The sequence below is a fragment of the Enterococcus sp. AMC1623 genome, from assembly GCF_058216495.1.
Window position 1 is genome coordinate 3,166,043 of the sequence record NZ_CM177096.1, and the last position, 18,110, is coordinate 3,184,152.

The 18,110-nt window shown below is 36.3% G+C and carries 17 protein-coding genes and 1 pseudogene; 13 read left to right on the plus strand and 5 right to left on the minus strand.

Annotated features, from left to right (window positions below):
* Positions 1-13 precede the first annotated feature (13 nt).
* The 9 genes and pseudogenes from AC4BC7_RS15545 to AC4BC7_RS15585 all read left to right on the plus strand — a co-directional run bounded on the left by AC4BC7_RS15545 (position 14) and on the right by AC4BC7_RS15585 (position 8,053).
* Positions 14-874, plus strand: coding sequence for a PTS system mannose/fructose/sorbose family transporter subunit IID (locus AC4BC7_RS15545; RefSeq protein WP_207942136.1), 861 nt, complete (start codon positions 14-16; stop codon positions 872-874).
* Positions 875-910: 36 nt separating this feature from the next.
* On the plus strand, positions 911-1,414 hold the full coding sequence (locus tag AC4BC7_RS15550) for a PTS sugar transporter subunit IIB (protein ID WP_207942137.1): 504 nt from the start codon (positions 911-913) through the stop codon (positions 1,412-1,414).
* Between the two features lie 24 nt (positions 1,415-1,438).
* Positions 1,439-2,098, plus strand: coding sequence for a hypothetical protein (locus tag AC4BC7_RS15555; RefSeq protein WP_490503334.1), 660 nt, complete (start codon positions 1,439-1,441; stop codon positions 2,096-2,098).
* 232 nt (positions 2,099-2,330) lie between these two features.
* Positions 2,331-2,786, plus strand: a pseudogene (locus AC4BC7_RS15560) (PTS sugar transporter subunit IIA).
* Between the two features lie 96 nt (positions 2,787-2,882).
* Positions 2,883-3,590: an HAD family hydrolase gene (locus tag AC4BC7_RS15565; protein ID WP_490503335.1), complete on the plus strand. Its 708-nt coding sequence runs from the start codon at positions 2,883-2,885 to the stop codon at positions 3,588-3,590.
* The gene (gene gnd, locus AC4BC7_RS15570) at positions 3,587-5,002 is read left to right on the plus strand and encodes an NADP-dependent phosphogluconate dehydrogenase (protein WP_339076299.1); all 1,416 of its coding nucleotides are present in this window, start codon (positions 3,587-3,589) and stop codon (positions 5,000-5,002) included. Before AC4BC7_RS15565 ends, gnd (AC4BC7_RS15570) begins: the two co-directional genes overlap by 4 nt.
* 134 nt (positions 5,003-5,136) lie before the next feature.
* Complete coding sequence (gnd, locus tag AC4BC7_RS15575) at positions 5,137-6,039, plus strand: phosphogluconate dehydrogenase (NAD(+)-dependent, decarboxylating) (protein WP_207941577.1); 903 nt, start codon at positions 5,137-5,139, stop codon at positions 6,037-6,039.
* A 33-nt stretch (positions 6,040-6,072) separates the two neighbouring features.
* Entirely contained in the window at positions 6,073-7,056 is a 984-nt protein-coding gene (locus AC4BC7_RS15580) for a D-isomer specific 2-hydroxyacid dehydrogenase family protein (RefSeq protein ID WP_207941578.1), read from the plus strand.
* A 142-nt stretch (positions 7,057-7,198) separates the two neighbouring features.
* A complete protein-coding gene (locus tag AC4BC7_RS15585; protein WP_207941579.1) occupies positions 7,199-8,053 on the plus strand; it encodes a MurR/RpiR family transcriptional regulator in 855 nt (284 codons plus the stop codon).
* A gap of 59 nt (positions 8,054-8,112) precedes the next feature.
* On the opposite strand, the gene AC4BC7_RS15590 is transcribed toward AC4BC7_RS15585, so the two are convergent.
* From AC4BC7_RS15590 to AC4BC7_RS15605, 4 genes are all read right to left on the minus strand, one after another.
* Positions 8,113-9,261, minus strand: coding sequence for a cation:proton antiporter (locus AC4BC7_RS15590; RefSeq protein WP_207941580.1), 1,149 nt, complete (start codon positions 9,259-9,261; stop codon positions 8,113-8,115).
* Positions 9,262-9,426: 165 nt separating this feature from the next.
* Positions 9,427-10,575 carry a cation:proton antiporter gene (locus tag AC4BC7_RS15595; protein WP_490503336.1) on the minus strand — a complete coding sequence of 383 codons (1,149 nt, stop codon included), beginning with the start codon at positions 10,573-10,575 and terminating at the stop codon, positions 9,427-9,429.
* Between the two features lie 84 nt (positions 10,576-10,659).
* Entirely contained in the window at positions 10,660-11,301 is a 642-nt protein-coding gene (locus AC4BC7_RS15600) for a DsbA family protein (protein WP_207941582.1), read from the minus strand.
* A gap of 90 nt (positions 11,302-11,391) precedes the next feature.
* On the minus strand, positions 11,392-11,961 hold the full coding sequence (locus AC4BC7_RS15605) for a CYTH domain-containing protein (protein WP_207941837.1): 570 nt from the start codon (positions 11,959-11,961) through the stop codon (positions 11,392-11,394).
* Between the two features lie 144 nt (positions 11,962-12,105).
* On the opposite strand from AC4BC7_RS15605, the gene yjbM reads away from it, so the two are divergent.
* Genes yjbM through mgtE form a run of 4 tightly spaced genes read left to right on the plus strand, consistent with a single transcriptional unit; the run spans position 12,106 to position 15,864 of the window.
* Positions 12,106-12,780, plus strand: a complete 675-nt coding sequence (gene yjbM / locus AC4BC7_RS15610; protein ID WP_207941583.1) for a GTP diphosphokinase — start codon at positions 12,106-12,108, stop codon at positions 12,778-12,780.
* The gene (locus tag AC4BC7_RS15615) at positions 12,777-13,583 is read left to right on the plus strand and encodes an NAD kinase (RefSeq protein ID WP_207941584.1); all 807 of its coding nucleotides are present in this window, start codon (positions 12,777-12,779) and stop codon (positions 13,581-13,583) included. The genes yjbM and AC4BC7_RS15615 overlap by 4 nt, the downstream gene beginning before the upstream one ends.
* Before the next feature lie 5 nt (positions 13,584-13,588).
* Positions 13,589-14,491, plus strand: coding sequence for an RluA family pseudouridine synthase (locus AC4BC7_RS15620; RefSeq protein ID WP_490503337.1), 903 nt, complete (start codon positions 13,589-13,591; stop codon positions 14,489-14,491).
* Between the two features lie 5 nt (positions 14,492-14,496).
* On the plus strand, positions 14,497-15,864 hold the full coding sequence (gene mgtE, locus AC4BC7_RS15625; RefSeq protein WP_207941586.1) for a magnesium transporter: 1,368 nt from the start codon (positions 14,497-14,499) through the stop codon (positions 15,862-15,864).
* Between the two features lie 89 nt (positions 15,865-15,953).
* Here mgtE and AC4BC7_RS15630 read toward each other — a convergent pair whose 3' ends face one another.
* Positions 15,954-18,092, minus strand: a complete 2,139-nt coding sequence (locus AC4BC7_RS15630) for a GH92 family glycosyl hydrolase (protein WP_490503338.1) — start codon at positions 18,090-18,092, stop codon at positions 15,954-15,956.
* Positions 18,093-18,110 lie beyond the last annotated feature (18 nt).

Consider the following 18,110-nt stretch of genomic DNA (forward strand, 5'->3'; position numbering starts at 1 on the left):
GGAGGGAAAATTGATGACTAATAATGAAAATGTAAAAAAAGCTGGTGCGCCAGAAGAGATTACACAAAATGATGTTCGTAAATCATATTTAAGATGGCATTTTGCAAATGAAATTCCACATTCATTTGAGCGTTACTTAGCGCCATCTCTTCTATATGGAATGATGCCTATCTTAAGAAAATTATATAAAGATGATGAACAATTAAAAGCAGCTTATAAACGTCAGTTATTATTCTTTAATACTCAGTTAACTTGGGGTGGTGGTGTTATCACTGGCTTAATGTCTTCTATGGAACAAGAAAGAGCACGACAAGAGTACAACAATGAAGAAATAACTATGACTGATGACTTAATGTACAATACCAAAGCAGGTTTGATGGGCGCTTTAGCTGGAATTGGGGATGCTATTGACTCAGGGACTATTCAATATATCTTTATTGCGATTGCTGTACCATGGGCGCAAGAAGGTAGCGCAATGGGTGCTTTATTCCCATTTATTGCCTTTGCATTGTATCAATTTGCCATGGGATTATTCTTTGCAAAACAAGGATTCTCGATGGGTCGAAATGCAACTAGTTTGATGGAAAGTGCTGGAATCAAAACAATGATTGATTTATTGTCAATTCTTGGTCTGTTTATGATGGGGGTTTTAGCAGGGAATTATATTACGGTTACGTCTAGCTTGTCATTTGATATTTCTGGAAGAGAATTTGTTATTCAAGAAATACTAGATAAAATTGTTCCTGGATTATTACCATTGGCAACTGTAATGGGTGTGTATCTCTATTATACGAAAAAGGGATTGAAGGTTACGCAAGCATTATTATGGTTAACAGGAATTTTGATTGTTTTGGCAGCGATAGGTATTTTATAACAAACTAAAAACAAGTGATAGAAAGGAAGATTTTTAATGGGTGTAGTAAATTTAGCAAGAGTAGATGAGCGATTGATTCATGGGCAAGTAATGCTGACATTGTCACAAAAGAGTGGAGTAAATTCAATTTTTGTCGTAGATGACGTAGTAGCAAAAGATAAGTTTATGAAAGACTTATACAAGAGTGCTGGTAGTCGAACTGGTAAGAAAACTATAGTTATGACGACAGAAAAATGTAAATATTATTGGGACGAATTTAAATTTAAAGAATATAACTGTATTATTGTTACGAAAACAATTGATACTGTCTATGAACTAGTCAAACATGGTATTCCAATGACTGACGTTAATATTGGTGGGATTGCTCAAAAAAATCCTGATAAAGATATTCTTGTCACTAAGTCAGTATATACAAATAAAGAAGATGCGTTGAAGTTAAAAGAATTAAAAGACAATTATGGGGTTGAAAATATTTATTTCCAAGCAACACCAGCAGCTTCCAGTACTTCTTTAGAAACGGTTCTAACAAAATTCGATTAATCGAATAGTAAGATAGGTGTAAATATGACAATGACAGAACAATTCAACGATTGGTTTATCCGTTACAATCTTTTATATAAGAAAAGATATACAAAACATCAAAAACAACGCTTTTTACAAAGTTTTGTCAGCGATTTGTTAAGTATACGTAAGGATGTAGAAATACGAAAAGATAAGCAAGACAAAAATAGTTTTCATATTGTTGTAGGAGATTTAAAAAAAGCGAAACATGTTATTGCTACGTATTATGACACGCCCGCAATTTATCAAGGGGATTATTATGTCTTTAGTGTAGAAAAACAAAAGAAGCAAACAACCAATACTCTTATGGGACTATCTCTTATAATGCTTATTTTAGGAATTTTGTTTACGTATTTTATAGGAATTCCCGTCTTTGAAAAAGGAGGCATTTCCTATCAGACCATTTTGCTTGTTTTGTTCTACTTTGTCTTCTTTTATATTTTTGGACAAGTGACAAGGGGTTGGCCAGAAAAAAATAATCTTATAAGGAACACGTCGTCTCTCTTATATATGCTGAACTTTATAAAAGAGAACTCAGATCCGACTCTTGCTTTTGTGTTTTACGATCATGGTTGTCAAGGGGATACTAGCACTAAAAAAGTGCGGAAAAAATTGAACTTAAACTCTCAACGGTTAACTATTTTAGATTCAGTTGGGGCTTAAGGTGAATTAGTTAGAGTAGTTCGTAATGATGATAAAAAAACGAAAATACCAACAATTATAGCAAAAGAATGGGATGCTAATTTTGAGTATCTAACAGTAATGACTCATTCTACAAAAGTCTGGAAAGAACTGGTATTGAAGAAACAAACATTAAAAGAAAAAGAACTTAATTACGAAAACTATCAAAATTTAGACGATTTTTTCAATTGAATCAAAAGAGGAGGAATTAAATGTGTTAGGAATTGTGATAGCAACACATGGAAAACTTAGTGATGGATTCAAAGATGCCGCAGAAGTAGTAGTGGGTGAAGCAAATAATATAGAAATTGTTAATTTGCATGCAGGGAATCCTGTAGATGCATTGGGGGACGATATTACTGATGCAGTAAAAAAAGTAGATGATGGTGATGGTGTCATTATCTTAGCGGATTTATTAAGTGCCAGTCCGTACAATCAATCAGTCATTGCAATTAATGGACTAGATTAAGAATTACAACAGAGAGTTCACATTATTTCAGGTGTAAGTTTTCCTATGCTTTTAGAAGCTATTAATCATCAATTCATTGGAACTCCTGTAAACGAAGCGGTAGCAACAATTGTGGAACAAGGGAAAAATGGCATTACCTCTTGGCATGTGACGGAACTACAGTCTACAGGTGTAGAAGATGAAGAAGAGGACGATTTTTAACAACTAATTATTCTCGCTAAGTGGTAGACTTCTTTATTCTCAGAAATGACTGATTTTTTGAAAGTAGTTTTAATTGATGGCAAAGGAGAAAACTTAATGACAAGATCCTTAGAGGCGGTTGTCTTTGATATGGATGGTCTAATGATTGATACAGAAAAAACTTACAAAGAAGGTTGGTTATTAGGTGCCAACGCTTTGAACGTTGAATTACCAGGAACGTTTATTAGCGATGCAGCAGGTCGAAGCATAGATGACAATATTAAAGCACTACAGCAATTGACGAATGACCTGTCTATTGTGATGTCTATTCGTAAAATACGAGAAGACTATTTTTACCAGAATCTAGCAAATGGAAAAATTCCTTTGAAACCCTATTTGAAAGAATTAATAGAAGTATTAAAAGCGAATCAAATAAAAACAGCCGTTGCAACTTCTTCTTATAAAAATAGAGTGTCACGTGTTTTTGAACATTATCATATGACTTCATGGTTTGATGTGGTAATTACTGGTGATGAGGTGGCAAATGTTAAACCTCATCCAGAATTGTATCTCACGGCTTTAGAGATGCTTGGTGTAGACCATCAATCTGCATTAGTATTGGAAGATTCTATAACGGGTGCTAGAGCAGCGAACAATGCAAAGATTCCATTTATCATTGTTCCTGACAGTAGTTCAGAACAAGTAGTAGAGATTCCAGCAGATTTTAGGCATATAGAAACAATTGTTCCTAGTTTAGAAAACGTTGCACATTGGTTAATTGAAAAAAATTTACTAAAAAGATGTAATCAGGAGGAGTACAGATGACAAAACAACAAATTGGCGTTGTTGGGATGGCCGTAATGGGTAAAAACTTAGCGCTAAATATCGAAAGCCGGGGCTATTCTGTTGCTTTATACAACCGTACCGGTTCAAAAACAGAAGAAGTGGTTCATGACAATCCAGATAAGAACTTAAAAGGAACTTACAGCGTGGAAGAATTTGTTGATTCTATCGAAAAACCACGTCGTATTGTATTAATGGTTCAAGCGGGTCGCGGAACAGACGCAACCATTCAATCCTTATTACCACATTTAGATCAAGGGGATGTGCTAATTGATGGCGGAAATACCTTCTTCCAAGACACGATCCGTCGTAGTAATGAATTAGCAGACTCTGGCATTAACTTTATTGGAACCGGTGTTTCTGGTGGAGAAGAAGGTGCCTTAAAAGGCCCATCAATCATGCCTGGCGGTCAAAAAGAAGCCTATGAATTAGTGGCACCTATCTTAGAAAAAATTTCTGCGAAAGCAGAAGATGGCTCCCCTTGTGTGACCTATATTGGTCCAGATGGCGCAGGTCATTATGTAAAAATGGTGCATAACGGCATCGAATACGGAGATATGCAATTAATTGCGGAATCGTATGATTTAATGCAAAACATTTTAGGTTTGTCTGTGGATGAAATGGCCGAAATTTTTGCCGAATGGAATACAGGGGAGTTAGATAGTTTCTTAATTGAAATTACTGCAGATATCCTAACACGTAAAGACGATTTAGGCACAGGAAAACCAATTGTCGATGTAATCTTAGATGCAGCTGGCAATAAAGGAACTGGGAAATGGACGAGTCAAAGTGCCCTAGATTTAGGTGTACCCTTACCATTAATTACAGAATCTGTTTTTGCTCGTTATATCTCTGCATATAAAGAGGAACGTGTACAAGCAAGTAACGTTTTACCAAAACCAGCCGCGTATCAGTTTGAAGGCGATAAAAAAGAATTTGTTGAAAAAATTCGTCAAGCCTTGTATTTCAGTAAAATTATGAGCTACGCGCAAGGCTTTGCGCAATTACGTTCTGCTTCAAAAGAATATAATTGGGAATTACCATTCGGTGAAATTGCGAAAATTTGGCGTGAAGGATGTATTATCCGTGCACAATTCTTGCAAAAAATTACCGATGCCTATGATAAAGAAGCTGATTTAGAAAACTTATTGTTGGATGATTATTTTAAAGACATTACTGCGAACTACCAACAAGCTGTTCGTGATGTGGTCGCGTTAGCCGTTCAAGCAGGAGTACCTGTACCAACATTCTCATCAGCCATTTCATATTTCGATTCATATCGTTCGGAACGTTTGCCAGCGAATATCATTCAAGCGCAACGTGATTATTTTGGTGCACATACTTACGAACGTACAGACCGTGAAGGAATTTTCCATTATTCATGGTATGAGTAAAAAAGTGGAGGTTGGAGGCATCCAATCTCCTTTTTTAACATTTTTTGTAAAATATTTTCTTTTATTGTTTGACAAATGTAAATTATTTTCTTAATATAAGGTTAAGAAAAATAATAGTTAGGAGATAACAAACAATGGAAGCTATAAATGAAATCGGAATGATTGGTTTAGGAAAAATGGGATTAGGATTAACCCAAAATATGATGCGGAATGGTATAAGAGTAATTGGGTACGATAAAGCAAGCACGATTGAAATGGAAGGAGAGTTCAAGCAAGTAGGATCCTTATCTGAAGTTGTTGCTGCATTATCAGGAAAACGTATCATCTGGTTAATGGTTCCAGCTGGTGAAGTCACACGTCAGGTAGTTAGTGAGTTAGGCGAATTATTATCTGAAGGTGATATTATCATCGATGGCGGAAATTCATTTTTTAAAGACTCTGTTGAAAATTATGAATACTTAGCAATGAAAGGAATTTCGTTTTTAGACTGTGGTTCTTCTGGTGGGATGAGTGGTGCATTGAATGGTGGGAACTTTATGATTGGTGGGAATAAAGAAACCTTTGACTTTGTAGAGAAGCTTTTTGAAAAAATTTCATGTCAAAATGGCTATCTGTATACAGGAAAATCAGGAAGTGGTCATTATTTAAAAATGATTCATAACGGTATTGAATACGCCATGATGGCAGCTATTGGAGAAGGGTTTGACTTATTAGAACATTCTGAGTATGACTTTGATAATGAAAAAGTTGCTAGACTTTGGAATAACGGTTCTGTTATCCGATCATGGCTAATCGAATTAGCAGAAGAAGCATTTAAGAAAGATCCAAAGTTAGATAAGGTAAAAGGAATTATGTATTCTTCTGGTGAAGGCAAATGGACAGTAGATGAAGCGTTGCAAAAACAAGTAGCAATTCCCGTGATTACGATGTCATTAATGATGCGCTATCGTTCATTAGAAGACGATACATTTACAGGAAAAGTTGTTTCCTCTTTACGAAATGGTTTTGGAGGACACGCAATGAAAACAATTGAATGATAGATATTAATGAAAAGAGGAGGAAACAGTAAAATGGGCCAATATAAGATAGCAATTGTTAATTCAAGTAGTTTTGGGGAATGGTTTCCAGATCATCTGAAAAGATTGGAAGCTATTGGACCCGTCAAACGTTTCACTTTTCCAAATGATATAGATGGTGTGACGCTAGCAAATGAACTACATGGATACAATTTAATAATATCTAGTGTTACACCATTTTTCACAAAAGAATTTTTTGAGCATAAAGATGAATTATTAATTATTTCTCGTCATGGAATCGGCTATAATAACGTTGATTTGGAAGCAGCAAAAGAAAAAGGAACGATTGTAACGATTGTGCCACCTCTAGTTGAACGTGATGCAGTTGCTGAAAATGCTGTGGCCAATTTAATGGCACTTGTTCGCCAAACAGTGGCTTCTTCTCAAGCTGCTAAAGAAAATCGTTGGCAAGATCGTGCCCAATTTATGGGAAATAATTTAACTGGTAAAACAGTGGGTGTGATTGGTTGCGGAAATATTGGTAGCCGAGTAGCAGAAATTTTAAAATATGGTTTTAATACTCGCTTATTAGTAACTGATCCTAATGTTGATTCAGAGTGGGTAAAGAAACATCAAGCAGAAATAGTACCACTGGACGAATTATTACAAGAAGCAGATATCATTTCTCTGAATGCATCGTTAAATGAAACTAGCTTTCAAATTTTAAATAAAGCTGCTTTTTCTAAGATGAAAAAAGGTGTTTACATCACAAACACAGCTAGAGGTGCATTAATTGAAGAAGATGCTCTGTTGACAGCTATTGATAAAGGAATTGTCCGAGCCGCTGCAACAGATGTCATGATTTCAGAACCAGCGCTGAACACACATCCTTACTTTAAGAATGAAAAAATGTTAATTACACCTCACACGTCGGCATATACTTTTGAGTGTTTAGAAGGAATGGGTGATAAATGTGTAACTGATTTAGAGCGCATGATTGTGGGAAAACAACCAGATACGATAGTGACTCCTATATAAAATAAAAAAATCGTTGTGAAGTGACCGCTTCATGGCGATTTTATTTATTTGAATAGATAAAATGGAACTTGCTTTTGTAGCAGCTTTATTTTATGATTTACCAAAGATGTTGGGTCAGTTAACATTAATAGGGAGGAGTAATATGTCTAATTTTCAAAGTATTGCTAAAAGTAATTATGAGAATCTAACGAAAGCAGAAAAAACAGTGATTGATTTTATTCTAGCAGATGTTGCAGCAGCTAGTATGATGACAATTTCGGATGTTTCTAAAAAAATAAATGTTTCGATTGCTACTATTTCGCGTCTATCTAAAAAGCTAGGCTATCAATCGTATCAAGAAATGCGTTTGAAAGTATATGATGGCCACGATGCACAATCATCCAAATTTTTTCCAAACCTGACTAAAGATGATTCGTTTGTCGAAATTGCTACGAATTCATTTTATATGAGCAAGATTTCATTAGATGAGACACAATCTATTTTAATGGAAGAAGATTTAAAAAAAGCAATTGATTTGTTGGCAAAGGTAAAGACATGTAGCATTTTTGGTTTGGGTGCGTCACAAGTTGTTGCTATGAATGCATTTCATTGTTTTTTACGTTCATCATTGAACTGTACGTATATTCAAGATTATCATTTACAGATGATGTCTTTAACCAAGTTAGGAGAAAATGATTGTCTTTTTTTAATTTCACATACTGGTCACAATAAAGATATGATTCAATTAGCAACAATTGCCCGAGAAAAAAATATTCCTATTATTACGATTACCAGTAATCGCCACTCACCTTTGGCAAAACTTAGTGATATCATTCTTGTCTCCGTTTCAGATGAAACAAAATATCGACCAGAAGCTGTTTCTTCGCTACTTGCACAAATTGCTCTGGTAGATGCCTTATTTATGATTTATGCAATTAAAGTAGATGATAACGAAGAATATCTTTTGAAATCACGAGCAATTATTAATAAAACACGACTTTCATCAGAGGATGATTAATAACCTAGAAAACTAAACAAAAGAAGCTTTGAGCGAATGTGTGCTCAAAGCTTCTTTTTCTATGGGTACACTTTTTTTGTGAAGAATTCTAAAAGTAATGGTGCGATTACTGTGCTTAATAGAATAATGATTACAAATGGAGAATAATAGCTAGGATCGATTAATCCTGCTTGATAGCCAATCTGTAAAACAATTAAGGCCATTTCACCACGAGATACCATACCAGCACCGACCATCCAAGAACTGTTGGTACTAAATCCAGCAAGTTTTGAACCAGTAAAACCGCCTAGAATTTTAGAGACCACAGCAATAAATGTGAAGACGATAATGAAGAGCAATTGTGATTTGAAGTTTTCAAATGAAACATCTAATCCAATGCTGACAAAGAAGACTGGAACAAACACGGAGTAACCTAACGCTTCGACGTTGTGCATTACTTCATGTTGGACTTTTGTTTGACTCACGGCAACTCCGGCAAAGAAGGCACCAATAACGGCACTCAAACCAACAAAGTCAGCAAGATAAGCCATTGTCAAACAAATGACAAGTGAAACAATGATGACAGCTGAATTAGCAAATAATTTTTCTGCTAAATTTACTAAATAAGGGGCAATCCATTTGACCAACATAAAAATTAGAGCGAAATAAGCAATTTCTTCTAATATCATAAGCGGTAAGGGAACACCATTTGAGGAGGAACCTGTTAAAAGTGGAATACTTAAACTTAGAACTAAAACAACTAAGACATCATCCATAACCGATGCACCTAAAGTTGTTGAACCTTCTTTTGTATTCATAACGTTCATTTCTTTTAGAACTTCAACAGTAATACTTACTGCAGTTGCTGATAAAATAATTCCGAAGAAGAATGATTCTTGGAAGCTAATTTGAAATGCGGTTCCTGAAACTGCGCCAAGAACCAGGGGGAAGATAACGCCAAACGTTGCAACTAATAAACTAGGTTTTAGATATTTTTTTAATAAGCTTAGATCACTTTCTAATCCAGCTAAAAACATTAACAAGATAACACCAATTTCTGAAAACTCATGTACCAGTTCACTTGATTGAACCCAATTGAGAACTGCACCTCCTAGTAATACCCCGACTAAGAGTTGACCAACAACAGCTGGTATGCCAATTCGCCTCGATAAATGTGACGCGATTGTCGTCGACACAAGAATGAGACATAGAATACCAATAAATTCCATAACATCCGACCTTTCTTATTTAAAGTAACAAAATAATTGTACCATTTCACGAAAACGGATGCACTAAAAAAGTTTGGTTGTCCTAACTTTTTTCTAGTGGTTGTGAAAAAAGTGAGTATTTTTTCATGAAAAAAAGTAGGTAGAGATTTTTCTCTATCTACTTTCTTAATGATATGCCTTTTTCGTAAAATACTTCAAAATTAATGGGGAAAGTAAGGTGCTTAACAATATAATGATGACTAAAGGTGAGTAATATTGCGGTTCAATCATATTTGATTGGTGTCCAATTTGTAAAATGACCAGCGCCATTTCGCCACGTGAAATCATTCCTGCACCGACCATTAAGGCACTGTTCGTTTCAAAGCCAGCAATTTTGGAACCCAAGAATCCCCCCAATAATTTAGAGACAATCGCGACAATTGTGAAAGCTACGATAAACAACAATCGTTTTCCAAAGTTTTCAAAAGAAACATCTAAGCCGATACTTACAAAGAAGACGGGGATAAATATTGCATAACCTAATGCCTCCACATTATGCATGACTTCTTGTTTGACTCTTGTTTGGCTAACCGCAATTCCTGCGAAAAAGGCTCCAATGACAGAACTTAATCCGACAAAATCAGCAAGATACGACATACCTAAGCAAATAACTAACGAAGTGATAATAATTGCGGCATTGGCAAATAACTTTTCTGCCAATTGAATCAAATAAGGTGCAATCCATTTGACTAAAGCAAAAATCAACACAAAATAAAGAACTTGTTCAATCAATAAAAGCGAAAGAGGTGTTTCGTTAGTAGCACCACCTGTAAAAAAGGGAATACTTAAACTTAAAATTAATACTGCTAAAATATCGTCAACAACCGATGCACCTAAAATTGTCGACCCTTCTTTTGTATTAACAACATTGAGTTCCTTTAACACTTCAACCGAAATACTAACGGAAGTAGCTGCTAAAATGATACCGAAAAAGACTGATTCTTTGAAGCTAACTTGGAAGGCTTCACCGGTTCCTAAACCGAATACCAGTGGCAAAATAACGCCAAAAACAGCGACTAATAATCCCGGCTTAAAGTATTTCCGTAACAAAGCTAAATCACTTTCTAAACCGGCTAAAAACATGAGCAGAATAACACCGATTTCAGAAAATTCGTGTACCAATTCGTTGGTTTGTACGAGATGTAAACCAGCACTACCTAAGAACACGCCGACTAATAACTGCCCGATTACAGCTGGTATACCGATTCTTCGTGAAAAATGCGAAGCCAGAGTGGTAGTTATTAATATTAGGCAGAGTGTGCCAATAAATGCCATAAACATTCAACCTTTCTATATAAAACTAGCAATGCAAGTATAACATAAAAAAAACCGCTAGAATTATTTCTAACGGTCTGTGGATTACAGTAGTCTTAATCTAGGTATTTCTACGTGGACACGTTCATTCGCACGTTTTAAACGTTTAGAAGAGGAGAATATTCTCGCATTTTGGCACAACGAAGGAATGGTGCGCAACGCATCGCCACCTTGTAAGAGAATGCCGTATTCTTCTTCACGATAAAAATTATAGATAACTGCTGAAGTTTGATGTTGAATATGTAAATCTCTGGCGGTCTGTTGATCTTGCCAAAATTTTTCTTTGACGAGTGCCGATTGCCGATCTTCACGAAACATATCGATATCGCCACCAGTTTCTGCAAAAAGAGTTTCCGCTAGCTGCTGTGAATAAGGCGTTTTGTGACAGATAATTGCTGTTTGCAGTTTAAGTAAAAAAATCCGTGCATATTTTTTGCCTTGTTGCTGTGCTGCTTTGTAGTCAAGTGCTGCCGAGTATGAGTGATTCAAAAAAGTGTTTCTAGAGTCTAAATCTTTTTTGTCCCAACCATACTTACGCATAATAGATGTTGTAGTGGTCATATTAACAAAAGGCAAAATTTGCAAATTGATTTTTTCGGAGCTTTCGTTAATAAAATCGATTAATCTGGTTTCTTCTTCTAGGCAAAGCGAACCAAATGGGTGAATAAACAAATAGATCTCGATCACTAGGTGTTCCTCCAAATACATTACATTCTAAGATAAATAAATCATTTATACTTTAACAGAAAAAGTAGAAAAGGCAAAATGAAAACCTTTTTACTTTGCTTTAGTAGCGCGAACAATTTTATTTTCTGCGGGGCGATAAGTAATAGCATGGGTATGAAGGTAGTGTTCAAAGGCTTGCTTGCCAATTTGGGCATCAGCAACTTCTAGCTCTAATTCATAATCATGTTCTTGATTATACCAACTTTCGTCTAAGGCTAATAATCCTTCAGCAATGACAAACTCAGCGCGTTTAGTTGTTAAAGATGTTAAAATTGTTAATTGACTTATTTCAATCTCTAATCGTGCTAACTCTTGCGCCACAGCTCCTGTAGTTGGAAGGACCTTTTGTTCAATTAACCGTTGCGTTTCGGTTAAAGTTAAAGAATCGGTGGTTTCTAACAAACCAATTTCTTGTGGTGTTTTTAAAGTGATTTCGCCTCTATCAGCATATTGGCGAATTCGTAATCCGCAGTGCTTTTGGCGTAAATCTTGAGTAGGTGTGTCAAAATAAACATTGGTTTGTGTGTGAAAATCTGGTTCATTTAAATGATAAAAATTGCAGAAATAATGGTAGTCTGTTTCAGTTAATAATGTTTTAAATTCAATTTCAAGTTGTTTCATCTTCATCAGTCCCTTCTCTTCTTTTTACCTTAGAAAGAGAGGTTCGTCAACTTTTTGCACAAAACCGAAAAGGAACACTAAAGCTTTTTCGTCACTTATGATAAAATGATAGGTGTATGTTAGCTGAGAAATGAGGGAATGTGTATGGAAAAGGATTGGGATAGTTTTTTAGCCCCTTATGAGCAAACAGTTGCAGAATTGAAGGTCAAACTTCGTGGGATACGAAAACAATTTCGTGAAACAAATCAACATGTTCCAATTGAATTTGTTACGGGACGTGTCAAACCTGTCGAAAGTATTCTAGCAAAATGTGAGTTGCGTAATATTCCAGTGGAACGCTTAGAGGCCGAAATGTCAGATATTGCTGGTTTACGAATTATGTGCCAATTTGTAGAAGATATTCATGAAGTTGTGAAGCTTTTGCGCAGTCGCAAAGATATGAGAGTGATTATCGAACGAGATTACGTAACGAATCATAAAGTGAGTGGTTACCGTTCGTATCATTTAGTAATTGAATATCCTGTTCAATTAGTAGAAGGCGAAAAGAAAATTCTTGCAGAAATTCAAATTCGAACGTTAGCTATGAATTTTTGGGCTACAATTGAGCATTCATTAAATTATAAATATCAAGGAGACTTTCCTAAAGAAATAGGGGAACGTTTGAAGCGTGCGGCTGAAGCTGCGTATCAGTTGGATGGAGAGATGTCAAGCATTCGCGAAGAAATACAAGAAGCGCAACATTTGTTTTCACATGGCAAAGGCAGTTCCGGAGATAGTCGTTATCAGCAGATTGCAGAATGGAAGGAAGAATCTTTATGAGACAATTAAAAGTGGCTGTTATTCACAGTCATGTCGAAAAATCCTTAAAAGCTGCTGACAAATTATATCAACTTTTAACCAAAAGAGGACACGAAATTAATCGTGATCAACCAGATATCGTAATTTCTGTAGGTGGAGATGGCACGTTGTTATCAGCATTTCATCTCTATAACCATAAATTAGATAAAGTGCGCTTTTTAGGTGTGCATACTGGTCACTTAGGGTTTTATACGGATTGGCGTGACTATGAATTAGAAGAATTAGTTGAAACTTTATGTACAAATCAAGAAAAAAGTGTCAGTTACCCCTTATTAGATGTACGTATTAAATATCGAAATGGGAAACCAGACAAGCATTTTATTGCATTGAATGAATCTACTATTAAACGAGGCAATCGAACAATGGTTGCGGATATTTACATTAAAGATGAATTGTTTGAACGTTTTCGTGGGGATGGTTTATCTGTATCAACGCCGACAGGTTCTACTGCTTATAACAAAAGCGTCGGTGGAGCCGTCTTACACCCTAGTATCAATGCCTTTCAATTAGCCGAAATTGCTTCTTTGAACAATCGCGTTTTTCGTACGTTGGGTTCACCGATTGTGGTGGCACATCAAGAATGGGTGGAGATTAAGTTACAAGATAGTAATGATTATTTAGTTACCATTGATCAATTTAATATTCAACAAGATCAAATTGAGTCAGTACAGTACCGAATTGCTGACGAGCGAATTCATTTTGCTTCGTATCGTCACATGCATTTTTGGCATCGAGTTCGTGATGCATTTATTGGAGAATTGTAAATCGTATGGAATTTATTTTTGATTATCAAAAAGAACACACACAGCAAGTCAAAAGTTTTTTAAAGGAACAAGGCATTTCAAAAGGTTTATTAGCGAAAATTAAGTTTCAAGGTGGGAAAATTTTTGTCAATGATGTGATTCAAAATGTATTATATTATTTAAAATCTGGTGACCAAGTGCGGATTATTATTCCGGACGAAGGCGAACACGAAACGGTTTTATTAGATGAAACCCCGATTGATATTGTCTTTGAAGATGAACATATTTTAGTAGTAAATAAACCAGCAGGTGTTTCTTCAATACCTGCGCAATACCATCCGAATCATACGATGGCTAATCGTGTCAAAGCGCATTATAAACGCCAGGGATATGTTAATCAGGTCGTGCATGTCGTGACTAGATTAGACCGTGATACATCTGGTTTAATGCTGTTTGCGAAACATGGCTTTGCACATGCGAAATTAGATGTCCAATTGCGTGAAAAAAATTTCGTAAAAAAATATCAGGCATTGCTTTCAGGAAAAGTGGACACTTTAGTAACTCATGATCGGATTGAATTGCCAATCGGACGTGATTATACATCGTTGATTAAGCGGATGGTATCTGAAGAAGGGCGATACGCCAATACGGAATATTGGTTAGAAAAACGAAATGATGAGTTAGCTTTAGTAGACATCCAACTGCATACTGGGCGAACCCATCAGATTCGTGTGCACTTTTCTGCAATTGGTTGTCCCTTAGTTGGCGACGATATGTATGGCGGGACAATGAATTTACCGCTTGTCCGTCAGGCATTGCATTGCTACGAGTTGCATTTTACGCATCCTTTTACGAAAAAAGCATTAGCATTTCAATGTCCATTGCCAACAGATATGGCAGAAATCAGACAAACAATTGAAACGAGGTGAAGAGATTGGATGAAACAAAAGAATTAGAAGAACGTTTTACTCAATTGCGGAAAGATTTGGATGAAGGAAATCTGCAGGAATTTAGAGATGAATTTTTGGAGATGCATATTTATGAACAGGGACAATTTTATCAATCCCTAAAAGAAGAACAACGTCTTTTGGTTTATTCCTATCTTTCACCAAAAGAATTGGCAGATATGTTTGACGTAATCGAGGAAGACAATGAATACATGAAAGATTATTTATCTGAAATGCGTCCAAGTTACGCTGCAGAAATGCTATCTGAAATGTATACCGATAATGCCGTCGATTTATTAAATACGTTAAGCAAAAAACAAATTGCCAAATATTTGAGTTTAATGGATGCGGAAGATGCCGCAGAAATTAAAGAGTTGTTACATTATGAGGATGAAACAGCCGGTTCGATTATGACGACGGAATATGTATCCATCGTTGCAAATCAAACCGTTCGTTCGGCCATGTATGTCTTAAAAAATGAAGCGAAAGCAGCAGAAACGATTTATTATATTTATGTCGTCGATCAAGAAGGGCGTCTTGTCGGGGTTATTTCTTTAAGAGATTTAATTGTTAGTGATGATGATGCCATGATTTCTGATGTCATGAGCGAACGTGTCATGTCCGTCCACGTAGGCGATGACCAAGAAGATGTGGCGCAAACGTTCCGTGATTATGATTTCTTAGCATTACCTGTTACCGATTATGACGATCATTTATTGGGAATTGTCACCGTCGATGATATTATCGATGTAATCGATGAAGAAGCAGCGAGTGACTACTCTGGTTTGGCGGGGGTTAACGTTGATGAAGTCAGTGAAAATCCGATTAAAGCTGCTGGGAAACGTCTTCCTTGGTTAATTACCTTGTTATTTTTAGGAATGGCTACCGCTAGTTTAATTAGTCATTATGAAGATTTAGTTAGTGAAGCCAGTATTTTGGCGGTATTTATTTCTTTAATTACAGGGACAGCCGGCAATGCGGGGACGCAATCGTTAGCCGTAGCGGTGCGACGTTTGGCGATGAACGATGATAAAAGCAATACTTTTTTTGCGACAGTGATTGGTGAAGTTTTAACCGGACTGGTGACGGGAGCAATCACCGGTTTAACTATCTTTGCAATTGTTGCTGTTTGGAAAGGCAACCCCATTTTAGGTTTTGTCATTGGAATGGCGATGATGTGTGCCATCACAGTTGCGAATTTAGCCGGAAGTTTGATTCCGATGCTAATGGATAAATTAGGCTTTGATCCAGCTGTTGCTAGCGGTCCATTTATTACAACGTTAAGTGATTTAACTAGTGTGTTGATTTATTTTAATATTGCCAGCATGTTCATGAGCTATTTTATTGGAAGTTAAAGGCAATAAAAAATATCCGAACGATAGAGCGCGCATTGTCGGCTATCTTGTTCGGATATTTTTTTGCTTTTATGGATGCTAATCGCTTTTTAACTTAATGAAAAAGGATAATCCTCTGCTTGATATTTTCGAGCATTCGGGACAATGCCTAATTGATTAAAAATAGTTCCACCGTTCATCAAATCAGCGTGAGAGTAGAACAGTTTGTTGTATTCTTGGCCATTACGCAATACTTGATGTAGAAATTGTTGTTGTGGATAATTTGGACTACTTTCGATTGTTAAGCTAGTGCCACTTGATAAGTGTAAGGTAGCTTTGTCAAATAAAGGCATGCCTAAAACGTATTCACCAGATCCTGGAGTCACCGGATAAAACCCTAAACTGTTAAAGATATACCAACCTGCCATACTACCATTGTCTTCATCACCTGGATAACCACTTGTACTAGTGTTAAAAGCTTGTGTCAATAACTGCTTGATTAATGGTTGTGCCATTTCAGGCTTGCCAATGTAACTAAATAAAAACGGATAATGGAAACTTGGCTGATTGGAAATCGCTAATTGTCCGAATTCTACAGCTGCCATTTCACTCATTTCATGGATTTCAAAACCATAGCCTTCCACATTGAACGTGGGTGCTTGGTTACATAAGCGAACTAATTTTTCTTCAAAGACTTCTTTGCTACCAAATTGTTGAATCAAGCCAGCAAAATCTTGGTAAACAGCAAAACTACTTTGCCATGAACTGCCTTCTGCATAATCTTTTCCCCAACGAATATCTAAAAAGTTTTCACGAAAGACGCCTTGTTTGTCTTTTGCTCGCATGAATCCTGTTTCTGCGTCAAAAATATGTTGATAATTGTGTGCTTGTTTTTGATAATAGGCTGCATCTTCTGTCGCTCCCAGTGTTTGGGAAACTTGACTAATACAAAAATCACTGTAGGCATAATCTAAGGTATGGTTAACGGATTCATGATAGTCACTTGGGACATAACCGTATTTTAAATAGTCTGTCGTCCCTTGTCGTCCATAATTAGGATTTTCGCTTTGAATGGTTGCTGCTTTTTTCATGGCCGTCAGAAATTCTGGCATTAAATCAGTCCGGATTTGTTTTACAGCAGCATCCGCAATCACCGCATCAATTAACGTTCCAGGCATTAACCCACGTTCGTCTGGTGACAGCCACTTAGGTAAAAAGCCGGTTTCATTATAACTATTTAAAAAACCTTCCAGCATTTCTTCATATTTTTCTTGAGCAATTAATGAATACAAAGGATAAACTGTTTTATACGTATCCCAAAAGCCGTTATTGGTATAAAGAACCCCTGAACGGACTTGTTTACTTAATGTATCGTAATGAATGGCTTGATTATTTTCGTCACGCTCATAAAAAGTTTGTGGAAATAAAAATGTTCGATAAAAATTATGATAAAACGTGGCAACTTGTTCGGCATCATGATGCTCGATTTCAATACGCTGCAATAGGTCTTGCCAAGTATTTTGACTTTGTTCAAGATAGTCATTTGGTTGTAGCGCTTGTTCACGTGCTAAATTTAGTTGTGCTTGTTTTTGACTAATAAATGAGGTCCCAAAACGCACGACTTGCTGTTGATTAGTAAATGATAGTAGCAACGTACCATCTTCGCCTTGTTCCTGTGTATGTTCTGTGCTAAAAGGATGCTCCAAGTGTAAAACAAGATAAATGGTGAAATCAGAATCTTCACATCCAGAAAAGTTAATGACTTCAAGTGCGACAGTCTGGTTATCCAGCACTTCATAACGATAACGTCCAGGGAGTGTGACTAATAAACCGTTCTCATTTTGTTGGTAATTCATTGTTAATACGCCACCATACATACTTGGAATGATAGTCGATTGAATACCATAACGTAATTGCTTAATCGATAGATGGGTGGGACGAAAAATACTTTCTGCTGGTCGGTAAGAGCTTTGTGTATGAAACAATGATCGTTCTGTAAACTTGCCACTGACTGGCGTGAAAAGCAAGTGACTAAAATCACCCATCCATGGACTAGGCTGATGGGTTAGGCGGTATCCTTGGAAGGTGTGGTCTTCAGGATGAAACCACCAACTTCCCTTTTGGTCGGTTGTCTGTGGGGCAAAATAGTTCATCCCAAATGGAACGCCCGTATAAGGAAGACAATTTCCATTTGAAAAACTATATTGATTAGCAGTACCATGACGTGTGTCGATTGTTTGAGTAAGCATAATTTCTCCTTTATCACA